Here is a 20,276-nt window from a genome sequence, read left to right as displayed (position 1 = left end):
TCCCGGATGGGGAGGCGGCCTTCGCCGTCGTGGTGCTGGGCTCTTATCCGCGGCGGCGCGTCTTCAGGAGGTCGAGGCGCTCCTTGAGCAGCTCCTCGAGCTCTTCCTTGCTGCGCCGTTCCAGCAGCATGTCCCAGTGAGTGCGCGGCGGCTTGACCTTCTTGGTCTCCACCGTGGTGCCCTCCATCAGCTGACCCTCCTGGCCGTTGCGGCACAGCCAGGTGGGCGGGATCTCCGCGTCGTCGGCGAACGGGACGTCGAACTCCTCACCGTTGTCGGTGCGGTAGCGGGCGATCCGGCGCGGGGCCAGGTCGTGGTCGCGATCGGTCTCGTAGCTCACCGCTCCGAGCCGACTGCCTCGGAGTACGCGATCTGCCATGTGTGCTCCCTGTCTTTGGCGGCTGGCGCCGCGGGTTCGCGGCTTCGGCGGTTCTCAGGCCTGCGAACTGGTCGTGGTCCTACCGTTAACGCGCGGGACGTCTGAACTGTTCCATTGTAGTCGCAATGGTGATCTGACCGAGCGGGCCCTGAGCCGTCGGCCGGGCACAGTGCCCGCTCAGCGAGACCTGTGCCGCCGTATCGGGCCTCGGACCGATAGGGTTTCGCACCATGTCGCGCAGTCGCCTGCTGTCCTGCCTGTGGTGCGGGCGGGAGATCGTGGATTCGGAGTCGGGTCGCCGTCGTCGCTATTGTCGCCAGTCGTGCCGTCAACGGGCTTACGAGCACCGCACCAGCCTCAAGGGCACCGGGATTCCGGAGGACGCGGTGGTGCTGTCCGCGCAGGAAGCCGCGGATCTGGCCGACCGCTGGTTCGCCGCCCGGTGCGCCGCGGAAGACGTCGCAACGGCGGTGGCCGAAGGTGCCGAGCACGTCGAACTGGCCGAGCTCAGCGCCACGCTGGTGACGTTGGCCAGGGAAGCCGAACGGTTGCGCTGAATCCCCGTGGCGCCCAAGGCGAGTGGGCAACCAGGGGGATCGGCGCTCACGCTCCGGCGTGCCGGTCTTCGACGGGGAACCCGGTCGAGGTCTCGCGGGCCCGCAGGTACACGGCCGTCACACCGCCCGCGACGAGCAGCGCGAGTGCGCTCGCCGCACCTGCGGTCGCGAGGTCGGGGCTGGTCAGCGGCTGACCGCGCAGCGCCTGCCAGAACACCAGGGTGAGCAGACCGAAGTAGCCGAGTACGGCGACGCCGAGCAGGGCGGCACGGACGGTTTCGGTGCGCAGCCAGCGATAGCGGGGCGCGAGGGCGACCAGGACGACGGCCAGCAGCAGCAACACCTGGATGCCGTGCAGACCGACGAAATGCGGGATGCGCAGGTCACCGCCGGTGGTACTCCAATGGGTGATCGGCATGGCGCCGACGCCGTCGCGCGCCGCGTCACCGTGCGCGCCGCCCGCTCGGACGGTGTGCCCGGCCATCAGGCCGACCACGGTGCCGTCGGCCTGGCGGACCAGCTGCGGTCCGGTGAAGCCCATCAGATAGCCCAGCATCATGCCTGCCACCGCGAGCCACAGCCCGGCCTTCAAGGCGATCCTGGTCGGCCGGTCGGCCAGCTTCTGCCACGAGATGATCACCGCCAGGACGAGATTGGCGAGGAACAGCCCGGGGACGCCGGAGGCGAACACCTGCTGGCCGATCTGGTTGACCGGGTCGTCGGCGGTGTTGAAATGACTGAAGGTGCCGCGCGCGGCCTGCAGCGCGATGAAGCCGACATCGGCGATCCCGGTGACGGCGAAGACGGTGCCCAGCCACCAGGTGACCCGCCGCCCGCGATGCGGCAGCCGCAGGATCCACGCCAGCGTCACCCCGTAGAGCGCGAAGGCGAGCCCGAACTTGGCGGGCTTGAGCCACACCGATTCGCCGAGCAGCAGGCGGTCGTCGACCAGCATGCCGACGACCGACACGACAACGAGCCCGGCCATCAGGGCGGAGTTCACCAGCAGCGGGCCGTGCCAGGGCGCGCGGTCGGTTCCGTCGCGGACCGGTGCGGCGGGTACCCGGATGCGGGACAGGGTGCGGGAGAGATCGATCGTCGCCATGATTCGACGGTAGAAATCCGGTGTGCCGCACCGCCTCCCACTGCGGAACGGTTCGGCACCCGTACCCGGGTAGGGGCCTGCCCTACCCGGGTGCGGTCACGAGGGGGTCGTCAGATCCCCAGGCGCCAGATGACCGCGTCGACCGCGCGCGGCGACACGGTCGCGACGGCCTGCAGGATCCGGGTGTAGCGGGGGTAGAGCTCGATCGGCCTGGTCCGGATCGCGGTGCAGATCCAGTCGGCGGCCTGCTCGGCGCTGAGCGCGGCCGACTCGTCGTAGGCGCCGGTGGGGGCGATCATCTCGGTGCGCACCAGTGGGAACCCGGCCGTGGTGACATGGACACCGCGCGAGCGGGTTTCGGCGCCGAGGCTGCGCCCGAACGCGCCGAGCGCGGCTTTGGACGCGTGGTAGGCGGTGAACATCGGCATCGTGCCCGCCGCGACTCCCCAGGTGGAGACATTGACGACGTGCCCGTCGCCCACCTCGAGCATCGCGGGGAGCAGTCCCATGGTCAGCCGCGCCGCGCCGAAGTAGTTCAGCGCCATGGTCCGTTCGTAGTCGTGGAACCGGTCGGTGGCATCGGCGGCGCGACGGCGGATCGACCGGCCCGCGTTGTTCACCAGCACGTCGACCGTGCCGTATTGCTCGAGCACGGTTTTGACCAGGTCGTCGACGTCGCCGGGCTCGGACAGATCGCAGGTGATGCTCTCGGCGACGCCGCCCGCCGCGCGCACCGCGTCGCGGACATCGAGCAGGGGTTCGGCGGTCCGGGCGACCAGGATCAGCCGGGCGCCGTGGCGGCCGAGCGTGTGGGCGGCGGCGCGGCCGACCCCGGACGACGCGCCGGTCAGCAGGACGGTCTTGCCCGCGATCTCGTGCCGCTCGCCGAGTACGAGCCGCGCCACGGTACGCGGCAACGCGGGCGGGTTGAGCAGCAAGGACTGCGCGAGGCGGTCGAGCACGGGGACTCCTGGGCGTCGAGGGCTACCGATGTAATTTACTATCTAGTAAATTACAAAATCGTCAATTGAGTGTCAACCGGTGCGGCCGTGATGGTTGGATGGGTCGGGTGAGCACAGCTGGAACCAAAGGTGTCCCGCGCCCCGAGCGTGAGCAGCAGATCCTCGACGCCGCGGTCGCCGAGATCGGGCGGGTCGGTTACGCGGGTCTGTCGCCTGCCGATGTCGCGCGGCGGGCCGGGGTGTCCAAGCCGCTGGTCTACACCTATTTCCAGTCCAAGGACGGGCTCTACATCGCCTGTGTCGAGCGCGCCGCCACCGTCATCTACGACGCGATCGAAACGGCCATCACCGGGGCGAGCGGGCTGAGCAAGGCCGAACGGACCCTCGACGCGCTCTTCGTCGCCCTCGCCCCGCGACCGCACGACTGGACCGTCGTCTTCGACCGCTCCCATCCCGACGAGGGTGCCGCCGCCGACGCCGTGCGCGCGGCCCGCCGCCGCATCGCCGACCAGGCGGCCCGTGGCGTCGCCGACGCGCTCAGCGGGCTCGCGCTCACCGATCCCGACGACCTGTCCGCCTTCACCGATGTCTGGATGGGGTCGGTGACCTCGCTGGTGCTGTGGTGGCTGCGGCACCCCGGGCAGACGGCGGGCGAGATGAGCGCTCGCAGCCACCGACTGATCGGGGCCCTCGTCAACGCGCCGCGCTGACCGGCGCTGTCTCCGGCAGCAGTTCCGCCAGCAGCGGCGACCACTCGTAGCGTCGTTCGGGGAAGCAGCGCTCCAGCAGGTCGCGCATGATCGACGGCGCGATCGAGGCGCCAGGGGAGGCGCCGAGCAGCCCGGCGACGGTGCCGTCGGCCCCGGTCACCAGTTCGGTGCCGAATTCGAGCACACCGCCGTGCCGGGGATCCGGCTTGACCAGCTGAGCGCGCTGCCCGGCCTGGATCAGCTCCCAATCGCCGGGATCGGCGGTGGGATAGAAGCGCTGGAGCTGCGCGAACTTCCGGCGCCGCGACGCAAGGAGTTCGGTGATCAGGAAGCGGACCAGATCGAGATTCCGCAGGCCGGCGGCCATCAGCGGCACGATGTTGTGCGGTCGCAGCGTGGTGAACAGGTCGGTCAGCTTGCCGTGGCGCAGCAGCCGCGTGCTGAAGGTGGCGTAGGGACCGAACAGCAACGAGGCGCTGCCGTCGACCTCGCGACGGTCCAGGTGCGGCACCGACATCGGCGGAGCGTCGAGCGCGGCCTGGCTGTAGACCTTCGCGTGGTGCTCGGCGACCACGTCGGGATTGCCGGTACGCAGGAACTGCGCGCCGAGCGGGAACACACCGTAACCACGCACCTCCCGCAGCCCGGCCCGCTGCAGCAGCCGCAGGGCGTAGCCGCCCGCCCCGACGAACACGAACCGGGTGCGCACCCGAAAACGCCTGCCGCTGTCCAGGTCTCGTCCGCGCACGGTCCACAACCCGTCCTTGCCGCGGGTGAGTCCGGTGATCTCGCGATGCAGCCGGACCGCATTGCCCGCCGCGGTCATCGTCGACAGCAGCGACCTGGTCAGCGCGCCGAAGTCGACATCGGTGCCCGCGGTGTGCCGGGTGGCCGCCATCGCCTCGCCGTCGGCGCGCCCGCGCACGAGCAGCGGCGCCCATTCGGCGATGACGGCGCGATCCTCGCTGTACTCCATGCCCGCGAACGCGGGCTGGTCGCGCAGTGTCGCGTACCGCTGCCGCAGATAGGCGATGTCGTGGTCGCCGAACACCACCGTCACGTGCGGGGTCGCCGTGACGAAGGTGGCCGGATCGAGCTCGCCGCGGCGGGCCAGTGCCGACCAGAACCGCCGCGAGAGCCCGAACTGCTCGGCGATCCCGGCCGCCTTGCCGCCGTCGCGGGGATCGGGCATGTAGTTCAGCTCGCACAGGCCCGAATGTCCGGTGCCCGCGTTGTTCCATGGATGACTGCTCTCGGCGGCCGGTTCGCCGAGCCGTTCGAACAGGGCGATCGACCAGTCCGGCGCGAGCGTGCTGAGTAGCGCGCCGAGCGTGGCGGACATGATGCCGCCGCCGATCAGCACGGCGTCGAGAACGTCGTCGTTACCGGCGGATTCGGGGTGGATGGGTGTCGTCTCGGTCATCGTCGAACCTCCCGTGAGCTGTGTACCGCCATCGTCACGCCACCGGGAGTGATCCGTCCAATACGAAATCGCCGACGATATGATCCGAATATGGATGATTCAGGCGACGGGGGAGCGCAAGCCCTGGCACCGCTGCTGGCGGCCTTCGACGCGGCGGCCGACGAAGGGCACTTCACGAGGGCGGCGCAGCGGCTCGGGGTGCCCCAGTCCTCGCTGAGCCGCCGGATCAAGACGATGGAACAGGCGCTGGGCGTGGCCCTGTTCCAGCCGGTCGGGCGCGGCGTGACGCTCACCCCGCAGGGGCGCGAGCTCTACGAACACACCCGTGGCCTGGTGCGCGCTCTCGACGACGCGGTGCGCCGGGTGCGCGCCGACGCCGACCCCGACAGCGGCCTTGTCCGTTTCGGCTTCCCGCTCACCCTGGGCCCGGTGAGCATTCCGACACTGCTGGCGCAGTTCCACACCAGAGCGCCGAGGATCCGGCTGCACCTGGTTCAGGCGCACGGCGAGGCACTGGCCGAGCAGGTCCGTGACGGCAGGCTCGATCTGGCGGTGATGATCCCGCCGCCCGCCGATCTGCCGACGGTGCCGCTCGGCAGGCAGCGCATCGACCTGCACGTGGCGCGCACGCACCCACTGGCCTGCCGCGCCCACGTCGGCCTCGCTGAATTGGCCGACACGGCCTTCATCGCCAACCCGCCCAGCTATCAGCTGCGTTCCCTGCTCGATACCTGGTGCGCCGCAGCGGGTTTCACGCCACGGGTGCTGTTCGAGATCACCGAATTCGAGACCCTGCGCGAACTGGTCGCGCTCGGTCTCGGCGTCGCGCTGCTGCCCGCCGCGGAGATACCGCATCCCGATCTCGCGGTCGTGCGTATCGATGGCGAACGCGACCGCGAGATCGGCCTGGTCTCGGGAGACCATGGGCCGACGCTCGCGGTCGCGCGGCTTCGGGATTTCCTGATCGCGCACACGGCGCGGATCAGTCTGTAGTGCGGATCAGTCCTGGGCGACACCGGCGTCGACGCCGCGGGCGGCGAGCCACGGGTGCGGGTCGATCGGGGCGCCGTAGAGGGAGCCGTCCGGCACGTGCACCTCGTAGTGCAGGTGGGGACCGGTGGACTGGCCACGGTTACCGACGGTGGCGATGACGTCACCGGCGTTCACGTGCTGACCCGTCTCGACCAGGATCTCGTTGACGTGACCGAACACGCCGATGGTGCCGTCGTCCTGCTGGACGCGGACCCACAGGCCGAAGCCGGAGGCCGGACCGGTCTCGATCACGGTACCGTCGGTGACGGCGAAGACGGGGGCGCCGATCGGGTCACCGAAGTCGATGCCGTTGTGCGACTCGCCCCAGCGGGCGCCGTAGTAGGAGGTCAGCCTGCCGTTGACCGGGCGGACGGTCTGCGGGCGCGGCGGCGGCGGGGGCGGGGCGATGACCGGCATCGGCGGCAGCTCGGGCAGCGCGAGAGCGACCGCTTCGCGGTGCTCTTCCCACGCGATCGGGGCCGACGCGGGGGCCTCGCCCTGCGGGCCCTGGGCCTCGGCGGGGGTATAGGCGACGAAGCGGTACGGTGACTGGCCCGCGGTGATGGCCTGGGTGGCGCCCGCGGTGATGCTGGTGTCGGAGGTCGGGGTCTCGGGCTCACCGAAGGTGGCGACGGAGGTTCCCACGAGTGCGGACAAAGCCACCGCACCCGCGACTACGCCTCCCCAACGGCCGGCGAAGGCGTCGGAGACTCGAGCAGATAACGGGTTGGTCACGAACATGTTTCGAACGTAGCGAAACCGTGATGTCGACGGCCAATGATGTGGCTGCCATCACTGCTGGCTATAACCCCAGTTGATCTATAACAACAGCGTAACAAAAACGGAGATTCCGGGGACCGACCGGGAGGAATTCCCAGGTCGCAAGATCATTGCCGAATATCCCCGTCCGGAGGACACTGATTCAGTGGACACTAACGGAGTTCGGGCAATTACGGCCCTGTCCGACCCCACCCGGCGTGCGATCTTCGAGTCGTTACCGCAGGGCCCACGCTCGGTCGCCGACCTGGCCGCGGCCACCGGCATCACCAGCTCGGCGGCCTCGCAGCACCTGCGTGTGCTCCGCGAAGCGCACCTGGTGAGCATGCGCCGCGACGGCAACCGCCACCTCTACTCCCTCGACCCCCGCGGCCTCAGCGACGCCCGCGACTATCTCGAGCAGTTCTGGCCCAGCGCGCTGGCCGCCCACGCGGCCGCCCTCCGCGAAGCCGCCGCCCCGGCTCAGCCCACCCGGCGATAACGCGACCGGGTCGAGTCCGCCCAGTCCTGCTTGTCCAGCTGCGCGTCCACCGCGGACACCACCTCGGGCACGCCGATCCGCAACAGCCCCGGGTCCGGTGAGCGGCCTTCCGGGTCGCCGACCTGCCCTGCCCACAACACCGCGTGCCTGCCGAGCAGGTGCGCGGGCGGCCCGCCCCGGCGCGGCGGCGTCGGCCCGAACAGCAGCACGGTGCGGGTGCCGAAGGCGGTCGCCAGGTGCGCGACACCGGTGTCGCCGCTGATCACCAGCGAGGCTTCGGCCACCGTGGCGGCCAGGTCGGTGAGGTTCTGCCTGCCTGCCAGCACCCGGTCGTCGGGCAGGCCGGCCTGCGCGGCCACCTGCACGGCGATCTCGCGTTCGAACGGGTCGCCGGTGAGGACCACGTCCCGGCCGAGCACCAGCAGATGCCGCACCACGGCCGCGAACCGCTCCGGCGGCCACCGCCGGGCGGGGGCGCCCGCGCCGATGTGCACGACGACGCAGTCGCGGCGGCTCAGCGACGCCACCGGCGGAACCAGCCCGAGATTGCGGCGATCGGCCACTATGCCCGCCGACTCCAGCAGCTGACACCACCGATCGACCACGTGCGCCTCGGGATCCCAGCGGGGACCGGCGAGCTTGGGGAGTGCGGGGGAGCGGTGGCCGATGATCCGGTCGGCGCCGGTATCGGCCAGCGCTCGCGCGCTCGCGCCGTCCGCGCCGTGCAGGTTCACCGCCAACTCGGGTGCCGGCCCGTCCCAGATCAGGGCGGCCGGATCGGCGGTGGGCACCAGTTCATCGACCGAGGAGATCAGATCGACGATCTGTTCCAATCGATGCGGCGCCGCCAGCACGATCTTGCTGCGTGGTTCGGCCCGGCGCAGAGCACGCAGAGCCGGGACCGCGGCGAGGAGATCACCGAGGCCCCGAGCTTGCAGCACGAGTACAACCGACACTTCCATGACCTACCCGGGAGCAGGGCAAGCCAAACGTTCGCGTGGGCAAGGACGTGGCGGTTGTCACCGGACCCCCGCTCGGCGCGATGGCCGCGGTCGCGACACGGTCACGGCCCCAGCTAATGTCCGGAAAACCAGAGCGGGCGGGCATAACATCTCGTCATGACGACAAACACCGTGCTGGAGAGCCCGTTTGCGGCTCTTGCCAAGAAAACCTGGCAAACAATTCTGGTCACCGGCCTCCTCGCGGTGGTCCTCGGCATCATCGTGCTCGTGTGGCCCGGTCCGTCGCTGCTCGTCGCGGGCATTCTGTTCGGTATCTACATGGTTGTCAGCGGCATCTTCCAGTTGATCGCCGCCTTCACCCACCTGCCGAGCACCAGCTTCCGGGTGCTGTCCTTCATCAGTGGTGTGCTGTCGCTGATCATCGGTGTCTTCTGCTTCCGCGACGATTTCGCCTCGATCGTGCTGCTCGGTCTGTGGATCGGCATCAGCTGGCTGTTCCGTGGCGTCGCGATCCTGTTCGCCGCCATCTCGGAGAAGGGCGTCCCCGGCCGTGGCTGGCAGATCTTCTACGGCATCATCAGCGCCATCGCCGGTGTCATCCTGATCGTGTGGCCGATCAGCTCGCTCACGACCCTCACCCTGGTGGTCGGCATCTTCCTGATCGTCATCGGCATCATGGAGATCATCACCGCCTTCGGCGTCCGCAAGGATTCGCGGGTGCTGGAGCAGCAGGGGCTCTGACGCCACGGAAAAGTTCGTCGGAGAACGGCCGGCGCCTTCGGGCATCGGCCGCTTTCGGGTGAACTACGCTCGGCATTCATGGAATTCGTCTACAACCTGGTGGTTGTCACGCACCTGCTCGGGATGGCAGCCGTCGTCGGTGGTTTCGCCGCCTCGCGCCCCGTCGTATCGGAGCTGATGGTCTGGGGTGCGCGTGCGCAGCTGATCACCGGTGTGATCCTGGCCGGCCTGGCCTCTGGCGTCGATTCGCTCGACAAGGACCCGGACACCATCAAGCTGGCGGTGAAGCTGGCGATCTCGGTGATCGTGGTCGCGCTCGCCGAGATGGGCAGGGCCGATGCCAAGCGCGGCAAGCAGATCGACTCGATGACCGACGTCGCGGGCGGACTCGCGATCGTCAACGTGCTCGTCGCCGCGCTCTGGACCTGATCCTCCCGGCCCGGCGGGTAGGCCCCGCGGATCAGCCCGCCGCGCGGGCCCGGCGCGCCAGTTCGACCGTCGCCGACCGCAATTCGGAGATCTCCGACAGCGGTGTGGCGTAGCCGACCCTGGTACGAGCCACCCCGCGCGGCGTCTCGACCCGCAGTTCCAGCCCGTAGCGGTCGGCGCGCTCACAGGAGGCGGCGGTCGCGTCGGGGAATCCGCCGAGTTGCTTGGCCATCGCCAGCAGCGCGTCGGCGTGGTCGGCGTTGAGATGCGCGATGCCCGGCGCGGCCTGCGGCACGATCGGGTCCGGCTGCGCGTCGAGGTACTCCTGCGCCGAGGCCGAATCCATCCGCCCGTATCCGCCGACCCAGCGCACCCGCTGGACCCGCAGGATCCACAGCGTGAAATCGCTGTAGTCGATGTAGTACTTCGCGGCGGGGATGGCGGCCAGGTGTGCGGCGCGCGCCGCCTCGGCTTCGGCGCCCACCGGCTGCTCCACCACGCCGGCCAGGGTGATCCGGGTGCCCGCCAGCGGATCGGCCGGGATGTCGGGTGTCACGACGGCGATGCTCGCGCGCGGATCGGCGGCCAGATTGCGGCCGTGCTCGGCCAGTCGCGAGACGCTCAGCACCGGCGCGCCGTCGAGCAGTCCGTAGGTGATGAACGACGCCCACGGCGCACCATCGGCCGTCAGGCTGGCCAGGGTGCCCGTATTCGTCGCCGCCGCAATCGTTCTGGCTTCCTCGGCCGCCGAGGGGCGGGCCTCGTTGGCCAGGGGAGCGGTCGGCAGCGGGATGGAGGGTGCGTCGCCGGGGTCGCCGTGGTCGAGAGTCATGGCCACAGCGTATCCACCCGGACCGCCTTGCGTGGGGTGCTCGACAGCCAGCTGTGCAATGCCGCGTAGACCGCGTCGTGATTGAGCAGGCTGAAATGGTTCGCCTCGGGCACATGCAGGCTGTTGACGCCGTCGAAGCCGATCCGGCGGGCCCGGCCGCGGCCCGAGCCGCTGCCGCTGAGCACCAGGCCGTCACCCACGATCAGGCCGAGCGGATGCTTCGGGCTGCGGGTGAACGTCGCGGTGACGAAGTAGTGCTCGGCGCACGCGATCAACGGCACCTCGCGCACCGCTCGCGCGCGCAGGGTGTCGACGTCGAGATCGCGCCAGTCCTCGTCGACCAGGGACCCGTGGCGCAGATCCCGGATGCCCGCGCTGCGCCTGCGCAGCAGCTTGCCCAGCGGACGGGTCTCGGGCAGCAGGTCGAACGCGGCCGCGGCGTAGTGGGCGAGCTGCTCCAGGGGAGCGCCAAGGTGCGGGGAGCCCAGGCACACCACCTGCCGGACCGCGCGCACCCACGCTTCGCCCGCCTCGTCGGCCTGATGGCACGCGCTGCGCGCGACCAGCCCGCCCATCGAATGTCCGATCAGGCAGATCTCGTGCACCGGCAGCGGCCAGGCCGTCACGAGCCGCGTCAGCAGGGCGCTGAGCTGAGCCGCGTTCTCGGAGATGTGCAGGCCGGAGTTGTACCGCACGAAGACCGGGGTGTAGCCGAGGTCGGTTTCCAGCTGTTCGCCGTAGGTGGGGCGCCCGCCGAGGCGCCACGCGTGCTCGGTCTCCACCAGGCCGTGCAGGTGCACGACAAGCCTGGTCGTCGGCACGGCGAAATGCGCGGCGAGCAGCTCGGGCGGTACCGGTGCGCCGTCGACGCGAAAGGTCATGGGGGAGGCCAGGATCGGTTCCTCGTCCGCGAGCGCGTCGCCGATCAGTCCCTGCACCGCGGCCAGGATGCCCGCGCCCCACACGGTGCGCGACGGTGCGGTGACACCGGGAACCTGGACCGCGCTCGCGACCTCGCCCACCACGAACCCGGTCCCGCCGACCACCGCGTACACGCCGTCGGTGATCGCGTCGTGCACGAGCTTCACCGGATCGGCGGCCGGGCCGACGCCCACCCGCACTGCCGCGAACACCCGGTCGGAGATGGCGCGGTGGATGGCCGCTATCCCGTCGACGGCGCCGGCGAACTCGTCGCCCGCCAGCCGCGTGAGCGCCTGTACTTCGGCCTGGGATTGGAGGAACTGCTCGGTCACGATGCTGAGAGTACAACTGTGCACTGAAAGATGCTGAGCCTGGGTCAGCTTCGGGAAGGTGGGGAAAGTCTCCCGCCCGCTGTTCGTTACCGGTCACAATCAACATGCCGATACTGCGATATGCGCATCTAAACATGTAGCTCACCATGCCGAACTGCGAAAAAGAAGACAAGGACGGCGGGGGAGGGCCCGCCGTCCTCACGGGCGAGGGCCGATCACGGCCGATGCATGATCGCGTACCAGAGCGCGCCCATCGTGCCGAGCACGAAAAGCGGAGAGATGACCCAGGTTTCGACCCGGTTCCCGGTCCGCTCGATCAACGGCACCCTGGTCCGCAGCGGGAACGGCCACAGCAGCCGGCAACCCCGGTCGGTGAGGCAGTCGCCGAGCAGGTGCGCCAGGCACCCCAGCCCGACGCAGATCGGCAGCCACGCGGGCCGGTCGACGATCCAGTGGTCGACGGCGAAGGTGCCCGCCGTCGCCAGCACGATGACCGTCCCGTAGGTCCGCACGCTCTTGCCCGGCGGGCACAGATGCAGCGACCGCACCGCCAGCGCGAGCAGGAAGAACACCAGGCCCAGCGTGAACGGCCTGCCGAGGTAGTGCTCCCCGGCCCAGGTGGCGGCGACCGCGGCGACAACGAACAGCAGCGAATGGGTGCCGTGGCGATGACCGCCCGAGACCCAGGAGATGAACCGGCACAGGTGATGTGACACCGGGCCCAGCACGTGCGAGATGGTTCCGCTCGGATGATCCGCGTCCGGCAACAAGGCGGCACCCGCGGTGAGCAGGGTGCCCATGATCAATTCGGCGATCCCGAATCGTGTTGTGTCGCTGTCGAACAGGGGGAACGCGGCGACCGTGAGCGGGAGCGCCGCGGCGGTACCCGCCCAGGCCAGCGCGCCACTGGTCGCATGTGAATGTCCTAGCACCCCGCAACGTTAGAGGAGCTCACTAGTTCGGCGCATATGCCGAGGCAGGCCGGTGCGCGGGCGGGAATGTCCGGCGTGTCCGGATGGTTGGCGCAGGGGACCGCACCGCGAAAGGACGAGGATGAGTGCATTCAACGACCAGGTGATCGCCGAGTTCCGGGCCAACGGTGGCCGGGTCGGCGGCATGTTCGAGGGCCGCGACAACATGGTGATCATCACCACCACCGGCGCGAAGTCCGGTCGCGCGATCACCAACCCGCTGGTGTTCCTGCCCGACGGCGAGCGCATCGTGCTGATCGCCTCCAACGGCGGCGCCGACAAGCACCCCGCGTGGTATCACAACCTGGTCGCCGATCCGGAGCTGACCGTCGAGCTGCCGACCGAAACCTTCACGGGCAAGGCCGAACTCGTCGCCGACCCCGAGCGCACCGCGCTGTTCGACCGGATGGTCGAGCTGATGCCGGGCTTCGGCGAGTACCGGGACAAGACCAGCAGGGAGATCCCCGTCTTCGCGGTGTACCGGGCGAGTTAGTCGCGGACTCGAGCGGAACGGTTGCCGGGTCGGGTGAGCTGCTGGTTCGATCGCCCGGTGACCGAAACCATCGACGCGCCCCGCATCGTCCACGCCTCCCGCGAGATCGCGGCGAGCGCCGCCGCGATCTTCGAACTGATCGCCGACCCCGCCCAGCAGCCACGCTGGGACGGCAACGACAATCTCGCGGAAGCGAGCGTGGGCCAACGGGTCCGCGCCACCGGTGACGTCTTCACCACCACCCTCACCAACGGCGCCGATCGCGACAACCACATCGTGGAGTTCGAGGAAGGCCGCCGCATCGCCTGGAACCCGTCCGAGCGTGACAAGACCCCGCCCGGACATCTGTGGCGCTGGGAGCTGGAGCCGATCGACGACACCCACACCCGGGTGACCCACACCTACGACTGGACCCAGCTGCACGACGAACTGCGTCAGGTGCGGGCCAGGGCGACCACCTCGGACAAGCTGCGGGCTTCGGTCGATCGGCTGGCCGAACTCGCCGAGGCCGACGCGACCGTGTGATCCTGGCCGCACACGAAACACCCCGTGACTCGCACTGAGCCACGGGGTGTTTCGCTTCCGGCGGATCAGGCCAGATCGAACCGGTCCAGGTTGCTCACCTTGGTCCACGCGGCGACGAAGTCGTGCACGAACTTCTCCTTCGCGTCGTCGGTCGCGTAGGCCTCGGCCACGGCGCGCAGCTGCGAGTTCGAGCCGAACACCAGGTCGGCGCGGCTGCCGGTCCAGGTGACCGCCCCGCTCGCGCGATCCTTGGCTTCGTAGGTGTCGTCGTCGGCGGCCGACGGCACCCACTCGACGCCCATGTCGAGCAGGTTGACGAAGTAGTCGTTCGTCAGCGCGCCCGGCGTGGCGGTCAGCACGCCCAGCGGCGACTGCTGGTAGTTCGCGCCGAGCACGCGCAGGCCACCGACCAGGACGGTCATCTCCGGCGCGCTGAGCGTCAGCAGGTTCGCCTTGTCGACGAGCAGGTACTCGGCGGGGACACCGGCGTCCTTGGCGAGGTAGTTGCGGAACCCGTCGGCCTTCGGCTCGAGCGCCGAGAACGACTCGACGTCGGTCTGCTCCTGGGTGGCATCGGTGCGGCCCGGCGTGAACGGCACGCTCACGTCGTAACCGGCTGCCGCGGCGGCCTGCTCGACGCCGACGGCGCCACCGAGGACGACCAGATCCGCGAACGACACCTTGGCACCGCCCTGGGAGTTGAACGTCGCCTGGATGCCCTCGAGCGTGCGGACGACCTGCGCGAGCTCGTCGGGCTGGTTGACCTCCCAGCCCGCCTGCGGCTGCAGCCGGATCCGGCCGCCGTTGGCGCCGCCGCGCTTGTCGCTGCCACGGAACGACGAGGCCGCCGCCCACGCCGTCGACACCAGCTGCACGACGCTCAGACCCGAGGCCTGGATCTGGCTCTTCAGCGTCGCGATCTCGGTGTCACCGATCAGCGGGCCGGTGTGCGCGGGCACGGGGTCCTGCCACAGCAGTTCCTCGGACGGGACCAGCGGGCCGAGGTAGCGCGTGACCGGACCCATGTCGCGGTGGGTGAGCTTGTACCAGGCGCGCGCGAACGCGTCGGTGAGCTCCTCGGGGTGCTCCAGCCAGCGGCGGGTGATGCGCTCGTAGATCGGGTCCATCCGCAGCGACAGGTCGGTGGTCAGCATGACCGGGGTGCGCTTCTTCGCCGGATCGAACGGGTCGGGCACGGTGTCCGCGCCCGCGCCGCCCTTCGGGATGTACTGATGCGCACCCGCCGGGCTCGCCGACAGCTCCCACTCGTAGCCGTACAGCGTTTTCAGGAAGTTGTTGTCCCAGGTGATCGGGGTGCTGTTCCAGATGCCTTCCAGCCCACTGGTGATCGAGTCGGCGCCGACACCGGTGCCGAAGCTGCTCTTCCAGCCCAGGCCCTGCTGTTCCAGCGGGGCGGCCTCGGGCTCGGGACCGACGAGGTCGGCCGGACCGGCGCCGTGGGTCTTGCCGAAGGTGTGCCCGCCGACGATCAGCGCCGCGGTCTCCTCGTCGTTCATCGCCATCCGCGCGAAGGTCTCCCGGATGTCGATCGCCGCCTCGAGCGGATCCGGATTGCCGTTGGGGCCTTCCGGATTCACATAGATCAGGCCCATCTGGACCGCGGCGAGCGGACGCTCGAGGTTGCGCTCACCGGAGTAGCGCTCGTCGCCGAGCCAGGTGCGCTCCGGACCCCAGTAGACGTCTTCCTCGGGCTCCCACGCGTCGACGCGGCCGCCACCGAAACCGAACGTCGGGAAGCCCATCGACTCGAGCGCGACATTGCCCGAGTACACGATGAGGTCGGCCCAGGACAGCTTCTTGCCGTACTTCTTCTTCACCGGCCACAGCAGGCGGCGGGCCTTGTCCAGGCTGGCATTGTCGGGCCAGCTGTTCAGCGGTGCGAACCGCTGCAGGCCCGCGCCGGCACCGCCGCGGCCGTCGCCGACGCGGTAGGTGCCCGCCGAGTGCCAGGCCATCCGGATGAACAGCGGTCCGTAGTGGCCGAAGTCGGCGGGCCACCAGGGCTGCGAGGTCGTCATGACCTGCTCGATGTCCTGCTTCACGGCGGCCAGGTCGAGGGTCGCGAATTCGGCCGCGTAGTCGAAGTCCTCGCCCATCGGGTTCGCCACCGGCGGGTTCTTCTGCAGGATCGTCAGGTTGAGCTGGTGCGGCCACCAGTCCCGGTTGCTGCCACGGGCGTCGGCGGACGCGAACGGGCGACGATCGGCGACGGGGCAACCATTTTCACCGGGTTCCGTGTTGGCTTCCGCGATAGGTGGATGTTCCTCGGGCACGGTGATTCCTTTCAGGAGAGTGATGGTGATGTCAGGCAGTCGGGGCAGCGGCCCCAGTAGATGACCTCGGCCTCGTCGACGACGAAACCGGTGTCATCGAGAGCGGTCAGACAGGGCGCATCGCCGACTGCGCAGTCGACATCGACAATCACGCCGCAGGATCGGCACACCAGGTGATGGTGGTTGTCCCCGACCCGGGTCTCGTACCGGGCGACCGTGCCCATCGGCTGGATCCGCCGGAGCAGTCCGGCGGTGGTGAGCACACGCAGCACGTCGTAGACCGCTTGGTGACTCACCGCGCCGAGGGTGTCCCGCACCCGGCTCAGAATGGTGTCGGTATCAGCGTGCGGATGCTGGTGCACGGCGGTCAGCACCGCCAGGCGCGGCGAGGTGACGCGCAGCGAGGCTGCGCGGAGCATCCGCTCGAAGTCCGACGTGGTGGACACAGTCCAAATTATTACTCGTTCCAGATGGCAGCGGAAGCATTTCCGGGCAAGTCGGCCACAGCCGGATCGGCAGGGGAATCTGGAACGACAGAAGAATGACCGGGACCGCCCCCCGGTCGGCCACCGGTTAGGTGGTCACCGGGGTGCGGGTGGCACGGGCGATGAGGTACTCGACGAGGTGGGTCAGCACCGCCTTCGCCGAGGGCCGGTCGCGGGCGTCGCACAGCATGACCGGGGTGTTCGGATCGAGGTCGAGCGCGTCGCGGACCTCGTCGATCGTATAGCGCGGCGCGCCCTCGAAGCAGTTCACCGCGATCAGGAACGGCAGCCCGCGCCGTTCGAAGAAGTCCACGGCCGCGAAGGAATTGCTCAGGCGCCGGGTGTCGGCGAGCACGATCGCGCCGAGCGCGCCGCGGCACAGCTCGTCCCAGAGGAACCAGAACCGGTCCTGGCCGGGAGTACCGAACAGGTACAGCACGAGATCGCGGTCGATGGTGATGCGGCCGAAGTCCAGCGCGACCGTGGTCGTCGACTTCTGCTCCACCCCCGACAGATCGTCGACGCCGGTGCTGACCTCGGTGATCAGCTCCTCGGTGCGCAGCGGCGCGATCTCGCTGATCGAGGAGACCATGGTGGTCTTGCCGACGCCGAAGCCGCCGGCGATGAGGATCTTCACCGAGGCGGCGAGGTGCTGCCCGCCCGGTGCTGTTGGGTCAAAGTTTTCGGATGCCATCCAGAACCGCTCGCAATACGTTGAGGTCTCCGGTGCCGGCCTCGGCCGCTACCGGAGCCCGGAAGATGAGGTGGCCCTCGGCGATGAGATCACCGACGAGGATCTTGGTCACCGCCAGAGGAAGTTTCAGTACGGCCGAGACCTCGGCCACCGACTGCGGACGCTTGCACAACCGTGCGATCGTCGCGTACTCGGGTTCCGGCCGTCGCAAGGTGGGGGCGGGATGTACTGCCACCACCACCGTGAGCATGTCCAGGTCGTGCGCCGCACCCATGGTGCGGCCGCGGGTCACCGCGTACGGCCGGACGAGAGGTCCGGCCGCGTCGTCGAACCACGGATCGCCGAGTCGAGTCATCTGAGGCTTCCTATAGCTCAGCCAGTCCGTGTCGCGGTTCGGTCGACAGATAGCTGCCGACCCGCTGCACGGTGAGATTCATTTCGTAGGCGACCATGCCGAGATTCGCCGACTCGTTCGCCTGCAGGGCCAGGCAGGCGTTGTCGCCGGCCGAGGTGACGAACAGAACGGCGCGGTCGAGCTCGATCACCGCTTGCCGCACGCCACCGCCGTCGAAGCGGCTGCCCGCGCTGCGCGCGAGACCGTAGAGCGTCGACGACATGGCGGCGAAGTGCTCGGCGTCCTCACGCTTCATCTGCGAGGACCGTCCGAGCAGCAGCCCGTCGGTGGACAGCACGACCGCGTAGCGGACCCCCGCCAGCCGGTCGACGAGATCGTCGAGCAGCCAGTTGAGATCACCTGGGTGGGGAGAGTTCACCTCAGCCTTCCTGTTCGTCCTGGTTCGATGTGGTCAGGGGCTTGCGTCCCTGCCTGGTGCCGTTCTCGATCGCGGACATGAGATCGCGCGCCTGTTCGGCCGTTCGTGGCCGCTCCGGCGCGCGGGGCGCTTCTTCGGCGGCGGGTTCATCGGTGAGCTCGGGTGCCAGGTTCGTCTGCCGCTGGCGCCGCGGCAGGGCGGGACGCTCCTCGGAGCCGTTGGTCTGCGCGGGAGGCAGTTCGGGGGCGGGCGCCACCGGGCGCGGCGGGGTGGGCGGATCGGCGACGAGCGTGGCTACCGAGGTGGGCGCCGATGCCGATTCGATCGCGGCGACCGGGGCGGGCTCCGGCGCCGGGGCAGGCAGCCCGCGCCGCAGCGGACCGGTCGTAACCGGCGGCAGCATCGCGGTGTCGGAGTCACCGGCCAGCAGCGACAACGGGATGAGCACGATGGCGCGGATGCCGCCGTAGTCGGATTCGCTGAGCCGCACCGACACACCGTGCGCGGTGGACAGCCGGGCGACGACGAACAGACCGAGCCGCGAATCCGCGGACAGCGTGCCGACACCGAAGTCCGGCGGATCGGCCAGCATGGTGTTGTACTTGGCCAGGTCCTCGGGGCTCATGCCCATGCCCTGGTCGGTGATCTCGACGACGACGCCCTTGCCGACGATGTTGCCGCTCGCCTCCACCCGCGACTGCGGCGGGGAGAACGCGGTGGCGTTGTCGACGAGCTCGGCGAGCAGGTGCACGAGGTCGGCCACGACGGTGCCGACGACCTCCACCTCGGGCAGCTTGGTGACGCGCACCCTGGCGTAGTCGAGCGTCTCGCCGATGGCGCTGCGCACGACGTCCATCACCGGAACCGGCTTGCGCCACTGGCGACCTGGCCGCCCGCCGCCGAGGATGATCAGGTTCTCGGCGTTGCGGCGTTCGCGGGTGGCGAGGTGATCGAGCCGGAACAGGGTCTCCAGCAGCGCCGGGTCCTCCTGGCTGCGCTCGGCCTCGTCGAGGATCTCGAGCTGGCGGTGGACCACGATCTGGCTGCGGTGGGCGATGTTGAGGAACACCGCGCGCACACCCTCGCGGGTGCGGGCCTCGTCGACGGCGGCGCGGATCGCGGCGGAAGCCGCGTGCTCGAAGGCCTTGGCGACCTGACCGATCTCGTCGCGGCCGAAGTCCAGCGTCGGGGCGGTGTCGGCGGCCTCGACGTCGCCACCGTCACGCAGGGTGCGCATGGTGGCGGGCAGCTGCTCGTCGGCCAGCTTCAGTGTCTCGGTGCGCAGCCGGCGCAGACGGCGGATGATCCGGTTGGCCAGGATCACCGCGACCAGGAACACCAGCACACTGAGCGCGAGCACGCCGCCACCCGCCAGGGCCGCGTTGACCTCGGCCCGGTGCGCGGTGTCCTCGGCGAGTTTCTGGACATGCTTGTTGTGCGTGCTGTACGCGTCGAGCATGGCCCGGTTGACATCGGCTGCCGCGCTCTGCCATTCGGGCGAGGACAGCGGCAGGGTCGTCGCGGGCGTCTGCTTGGCCGAGCTCGCGGAGCTCTGCGTGGCCGGTGCCGCGAAGCGCGCCACGATGGCTGATTCCATGGCGGTGAGCTGCTGCCAGTTGGGGGAGGCCAGCAACGCGGTGATCGCCGTTCGCTGTGCCTCGTCGAGTTCCGCGGCGACATTGGCGACTTCGTTGTGATAGAAGCCGCTCTGGCGGATGAACTCGTCGATCGAGATCGTCGTCGGGCCGTCGGCGACCACCATCGACACCGCGAGCGCGTTGCTGCGCGACATCGCCTCGGCGGCGTTGAGCAGGCGCATGCCTTCGCCGACGCCCGAGGCGACGACGGCGTCGGGGGCGGCGCGCTCGGCGACCTTCGTGCCCTGGGTGAACACGTCGAGCAGCCGGTTGTAGAACGTGTACGCGTCCGTGGCGGGCAGCATCCCCGCGTCGGCGCCACCCCGGACTCCGGCCAGATGCGTTCCGAGGGTGGCGAATCCGCCCTTGTCGTCACCGATGTTGGAATCGTCGACCTCGCGGATGCCTGCCGAGATCTCGATCAGGCCGCGGAAGGCGGCGTCGAGCCGGGCACGGGCCGGTCCGAGGGCGAGCTGGGCGGTCTCGTCGCCGGCCAGATGCGCCAGGGTGAGCTGGCGTTCGGACTGGACCGCTTCGATCAGCTCGCGGGTGTAGGGAACCGCCGCCTGCATCTCCGAAGCCCAGGTCTTGGCTTTGTTGCTCTCCTCGACCAGGTAGCCCGCCGTACCCACGCCGACCACCACCAGGGTGAGACTGGGAATGAGAGCGATCGCCAGAATCCGGGTACGAACACCGAGTCTCGCTAAGAACATCGCTATAACGTAACGGAATCGTTGCAGTCTTGGCGTGCATGTCTCGCT

Annotated in this window: 23 protein-coding genes; 8 read left to right on the top strand and 15 right to left on the bottom strand. The window is 69.6% G+C overall.

Annotation, left to right across the window (positions count from 1 at the left end):
* Nucleotides 1-43 precede the first annotated feature (43 nt).
* Nucleotides 44-379 (bottom strand): RNA polymerase-binding protein RbpA, encoded by a 336-nt coding sequence (locus ACWF82_RS27325; protein WP_188827104.1) that lies wholly within the window; start codon nucleotides 377-379, stop codon nucleotides 44-46.
* Between the two features lie 230 nt (nucleotides 380-609).
* On the opposite strand from ACWF82_RS27325, the gene ACWF82_RS27320 reads away from it, so the two are divergent.
* Nucleotides 610-936 carry a hypothetical protein gene (locus ACWF82_RS27320; protein ID WP_452505689.1) on the top strand — a complete coding sequence of 109 codons (327 nt, stop codon included), beginning with the start codon at nucleotides 610-612 and terminating at the stop codon, nucleotides 934-936.
* Nucleotides 937-982: 46 nt separating this feature from the next.
* Here ACWF82_RS27320 and ACWF82_RS27315 read toward each other — a convergent pair whose 3' ends face one another.
* The gene (locus ACWF82_RS27315) at nucleotides 983-2,041 is read right to left on the bottom strand and encodes a hypothetical protein (protein ID WP_452505687.1); all 1,059 of its coding nucleotides are present in this window, start codon (nucleotides 2,039-2,041) and stop codon (nucleotides 983-985) included.
* A gap of 110 nt (nucleotides 2,042-2,151) precedes the next feature.
* Complete coding sequence (locus tag ACWF82_RS27310; RefSeq protein WP_452505686.1) at nucleotides 2,152-3,003, bottom strand: SDR family oxidoreductase; 852 nt, start codon at nucleotides 3,001-3,003, stop codon at nucleotides 2,152-2,154.
* Nucleotides 3,004-3,110: 107 nt separating this feature from the next.
* Between ACWF82_RS27310 and ACWF82_RS27305 the strand changes: the two genes are divergently transcribed.
* A complete protein-coding gene (locus tag ACWF82_RS27305; protein WP_452505684.1) occupies nucleotides 3,111-3,713 on the top strand; it encodes a TetR/AcrR family transcriptional regulator in 603 nt (200 codons plus the stop codon).
* Here ACWF82_RS27305 and mqo read toward each other — a convergent pair.
* Nucleotides 3,697-5,136, bottom strand: coding sequence for a malate dehydrogenase (quinone) (gene mqo, locus ACWF82_RS27300; RefSeq protein ID WP_452505682.1), 1,440 nt, complete (start codon nucleotides 5,134-5,136; stop codon nucleotides 3,697-3,699). The genes ACWF82_RS27305 and mqo overlap by 17 nt on opposite strands.
* A 90-nt stretch (nucleotides 5,137-5,226) precedes the next feature.
* On the opposite strand from mqo, the gene ACWF82_RS27295 reads away from it, so the two are divergent.
* Complete coding sequence (locus ACWF82_RS27295; protein ID WP_452505680.1) at nucleotides 5,227-6,129, top strand: LysR family transcriptional regulator; 903 nt, start codon at nucleotides 5,227-5,229, stop codon at nucleotides 6,127-6,129.
* 6 nt (nucleotides 6,130-6,135) lie between these two features.
* Here ACWF82_RS27295 and ACWF82_RS27290 read toward each other — a convergent pair whose 3' ends face one another.
* Nucleotides 6,136-6,813, bottom strand: a complete 678-nt coding sequence (locus ACWF82_RS27290; RefSeq protein WP_452505678.1) for a M23 family metallopeptidase — start codon at nucleotides 6,811-6,813, stop codon at nucleotides 6,136-6,138.
* A gap of 280 nt (nucleotides 6,814-7,093) precedes the next feature.
* On the opposite strand from ACWF82_RS27290, the gene ACWF82_RS27285 reads away from it, so the two are divergent.
* Nucleotides 7,094-7,426, top strand: coding sequence for an ArsR/SmtB family transcription factor (locus ACWF82_RS27285; RefSeq protein WP_452505676.1), 333 nt, complete (start codon nucleotides 7,094-7,096; stop codon nucleotides 7,424-7,426).
* Here ACWF82_RS27285 and ACWF82_RS27280 read toward each other — a convergent pair.
* Complete coding sequence (locus tag ACWF82_RS27280) at nucleotides 7,408-8,382, bottom strand: glycosyltransferase family 9 protein (RefSeq protein WP_452505674.1); 975 nt, start codon at nucleotides 8,380-8,382, stop codon at nucleotides 7,408-7,410. The genes ACWF82_RS27285 and ACWF82_RS27280 overlap by 19 nt on opposite strands.
* 162 nt (nucleotides 8,383-8,544) lie before the next feature.
* Here ACWF82_RS27280 and ACWF82_RS27275 point away from each other — a divergent pair, with 162 nt between their 5' ends.
* Nucleotides 8,545-9,129 (top strand): HdeD family acid-resistance protein, encoded by a 585-nt coding sequence (locus ACWF82_RS27275; protein ID WP_452505672.1) that lies wholly within the window; start codon nucleotides 8,545-8,547, stop codon nucleotides 9,127-9,129.
* A 78-nt stretch (nucleotides 9,130-9,207) separates the two neighbouring features.
* Complete coding sequence (locus ACWF82_RS27270) at nucleotides 9,208-9,558, top strand: hypothetical protein (protein ID WP_452505670.1); 351 nt, start codon at nucleotides 9,208-9,210, stop codon at nucleotides 9,556-9,558.
* 31 nt (nucleotides 9,559-9,589) lie between these two features.
* Here the strand turns inward: ACWF82_RS27270 and ACWF82_RS27265 are convergent, their stop codons facing one another.
* The 3 genes from ACWF82_RS27265 to ACWF82_RS27255 form a co-directional block, all read right to left on the bottom strand.
* Complete coding sequence (locus ACWF82_RS27265) at nucleotides 9,590-10,390, bottom strand: HugZ family pyridoxamine 5'-phosphate oxidase (protein ID WP_452505668.1); 801 nt, start codon at nucleotides 10,388-10,390, stop codon at nucleotides 9,590-9,592.
* Nucleotides 10,387-11,643, bottom strand: coding sequence for a lipase family alpha/beta hydrolase (locus ACWF82_RS27260; protein ID WP_452505666.1), 1,257 nt, complete (start codon nucleotides 11,641-11,643; stop codon nucleotides 10,387-10,389). The genes ACWF82_RS27265 and ACWF82_RS27260 overlap by 4 nt, the downstream gene beginning before the upstream one ends.
* 215 nt (nucleotides 11,644-11,858) lie before the next feature.
* A complete protein-coding gene (locus tag ACWF82_RS27255) occupies nucleotides 11,859-12,575 on the bottom strand; it encodes a metal-dependent hydrolase (protein WP_452505664.1) in 717 nt (238 codons plus the stop codon).
* Between the two features lie 121 nt (nucleotides 12,576-12,696).
* Here ACWF82_RS27255 and ACWF82_RS27250 point away from each other — a divergent pair, with 121 nt between their 5' ends.
* Both ACWF82_RS27250 and ACWF82_RS27245 read left to right on the top strand, forming a co-directional pair.
* Entirely contained in the window at nucleotides 12,697-13,107 is a 411-nt protein-coding gene (locus ACWF82_RS27250; protein WP_452505662.1) for a nitroreductase family deazaflavin-dependent oxidoreductase, read from the top strand.
* Nucleotides 13,108-13,164: 57 nt separating this feature from the next.
* Nucleotides 13,165-13,632, top strand: a complete 468-nt coding sequence (locus ACWF82_RS27245) for an SRPBCC family protein (protein ID WP_452505661.1) — start codon at nucleotides 13,165-13,167, stop codon at nucleotides 13,630-13,632.
* Nucleotides 13,633-13,697: 65 nt separating this feature from the next.
* On the opposite strand, the gene katG is transcribed toward ACWF82_RS27245, so the two are convergent.
* The 6 genes from katG to ACWF82_RS27215 all read right to left on the bottom strand — a co-directional run bounded on the left by katG (nucleotide 13,698) and on the right by ACWF82_RS27215 (nucleotide 20,228).
* Nucleotides 13,698-15,926, bottom strand: a complete 2,229-nt coding sequence (katG, locus tag ACWF82_RS27240) for a catalase/peroxidase HPI (RefSeq protein ID WP_452505659.1) — start codon at nucleotides 15,924-15,926, stop codon at nucleotides 13,698-13,700.
* 11 nt (nucleotides 15,927-15,937) lie between these two features.
* The gene (locus tag ACWF82_RS27235; RefSeq protein WP_378854658.1) at nucleotides 15,938-16,372 is read right to left on the bottom strand and encodes a Fur family transcriptional regulator; all 435 of its coding nucleotides are present in this window, start codon (nucleotides 16,370-16,372) and stop codon (nucleotides 15,938-15,940) included.
* Nucleotides 16,373-16,499: 127 nt separating this feature from the next.
* Nucleotides 16,500-17,105: a GTP-binding protein gene (locus ACWF82_RS27230; protein WP_189022720.1), complete on the bottom strand. Its 606-nt coding sequence runs from the start codon at nucleotides 17,103-17,105 to the stop codon at nucleotides 16,500-16,502.
* Nucleotides 17,086-17,460, bottom strand: a complete 375-nt coding sequence (locus ACWF82_RS27225) for a DUF742 domain-containing protein (protein WP_452505656.1) — start codon at nucleotides 17,458-17,460, stop codon at nucleotides 17,086-17,088. Before ACWF82_RS27225 ends, ACWF82_RS27230 begins: the two co-directional genes overlap by 20 nt.
* A 10-nt stretch (nucleotides 17,461-17,470) precedes the next feature.
* Complete coding sequence (locus ACWF82_RS27220) at nucleotides 17,471-17,878, bottom strand: roadblock/LC7 domain-containing protein (RefSeq protein WP_189022716.1); 408 nt, start codon at nucleotides 17,876-17,878, stop codon at nucleotides 17,471-17,473.
* 1 nt (nucleotide 17,879) lies between these two features.
* Nucleotides 17,880-20,228, bottom strand: a complete 2,349-nt coding sequence (locus tag ACWF82_RS27215; RefSeq protein WP_452505654.1) for a sensor histidine kinase — start codon at nucleotides 20,226-20,228, stop codon at nucleotides 17,880-17,882.
* Nucleotides 20,229-20,276: the final 48 nt, after the last annotated feature.

The organism is Nocardia sp. NPDC055053, assembly GCF_053608285.1.
This window is presented reverse-complemented; position numbering and strand designations above follow the sequence as displayed.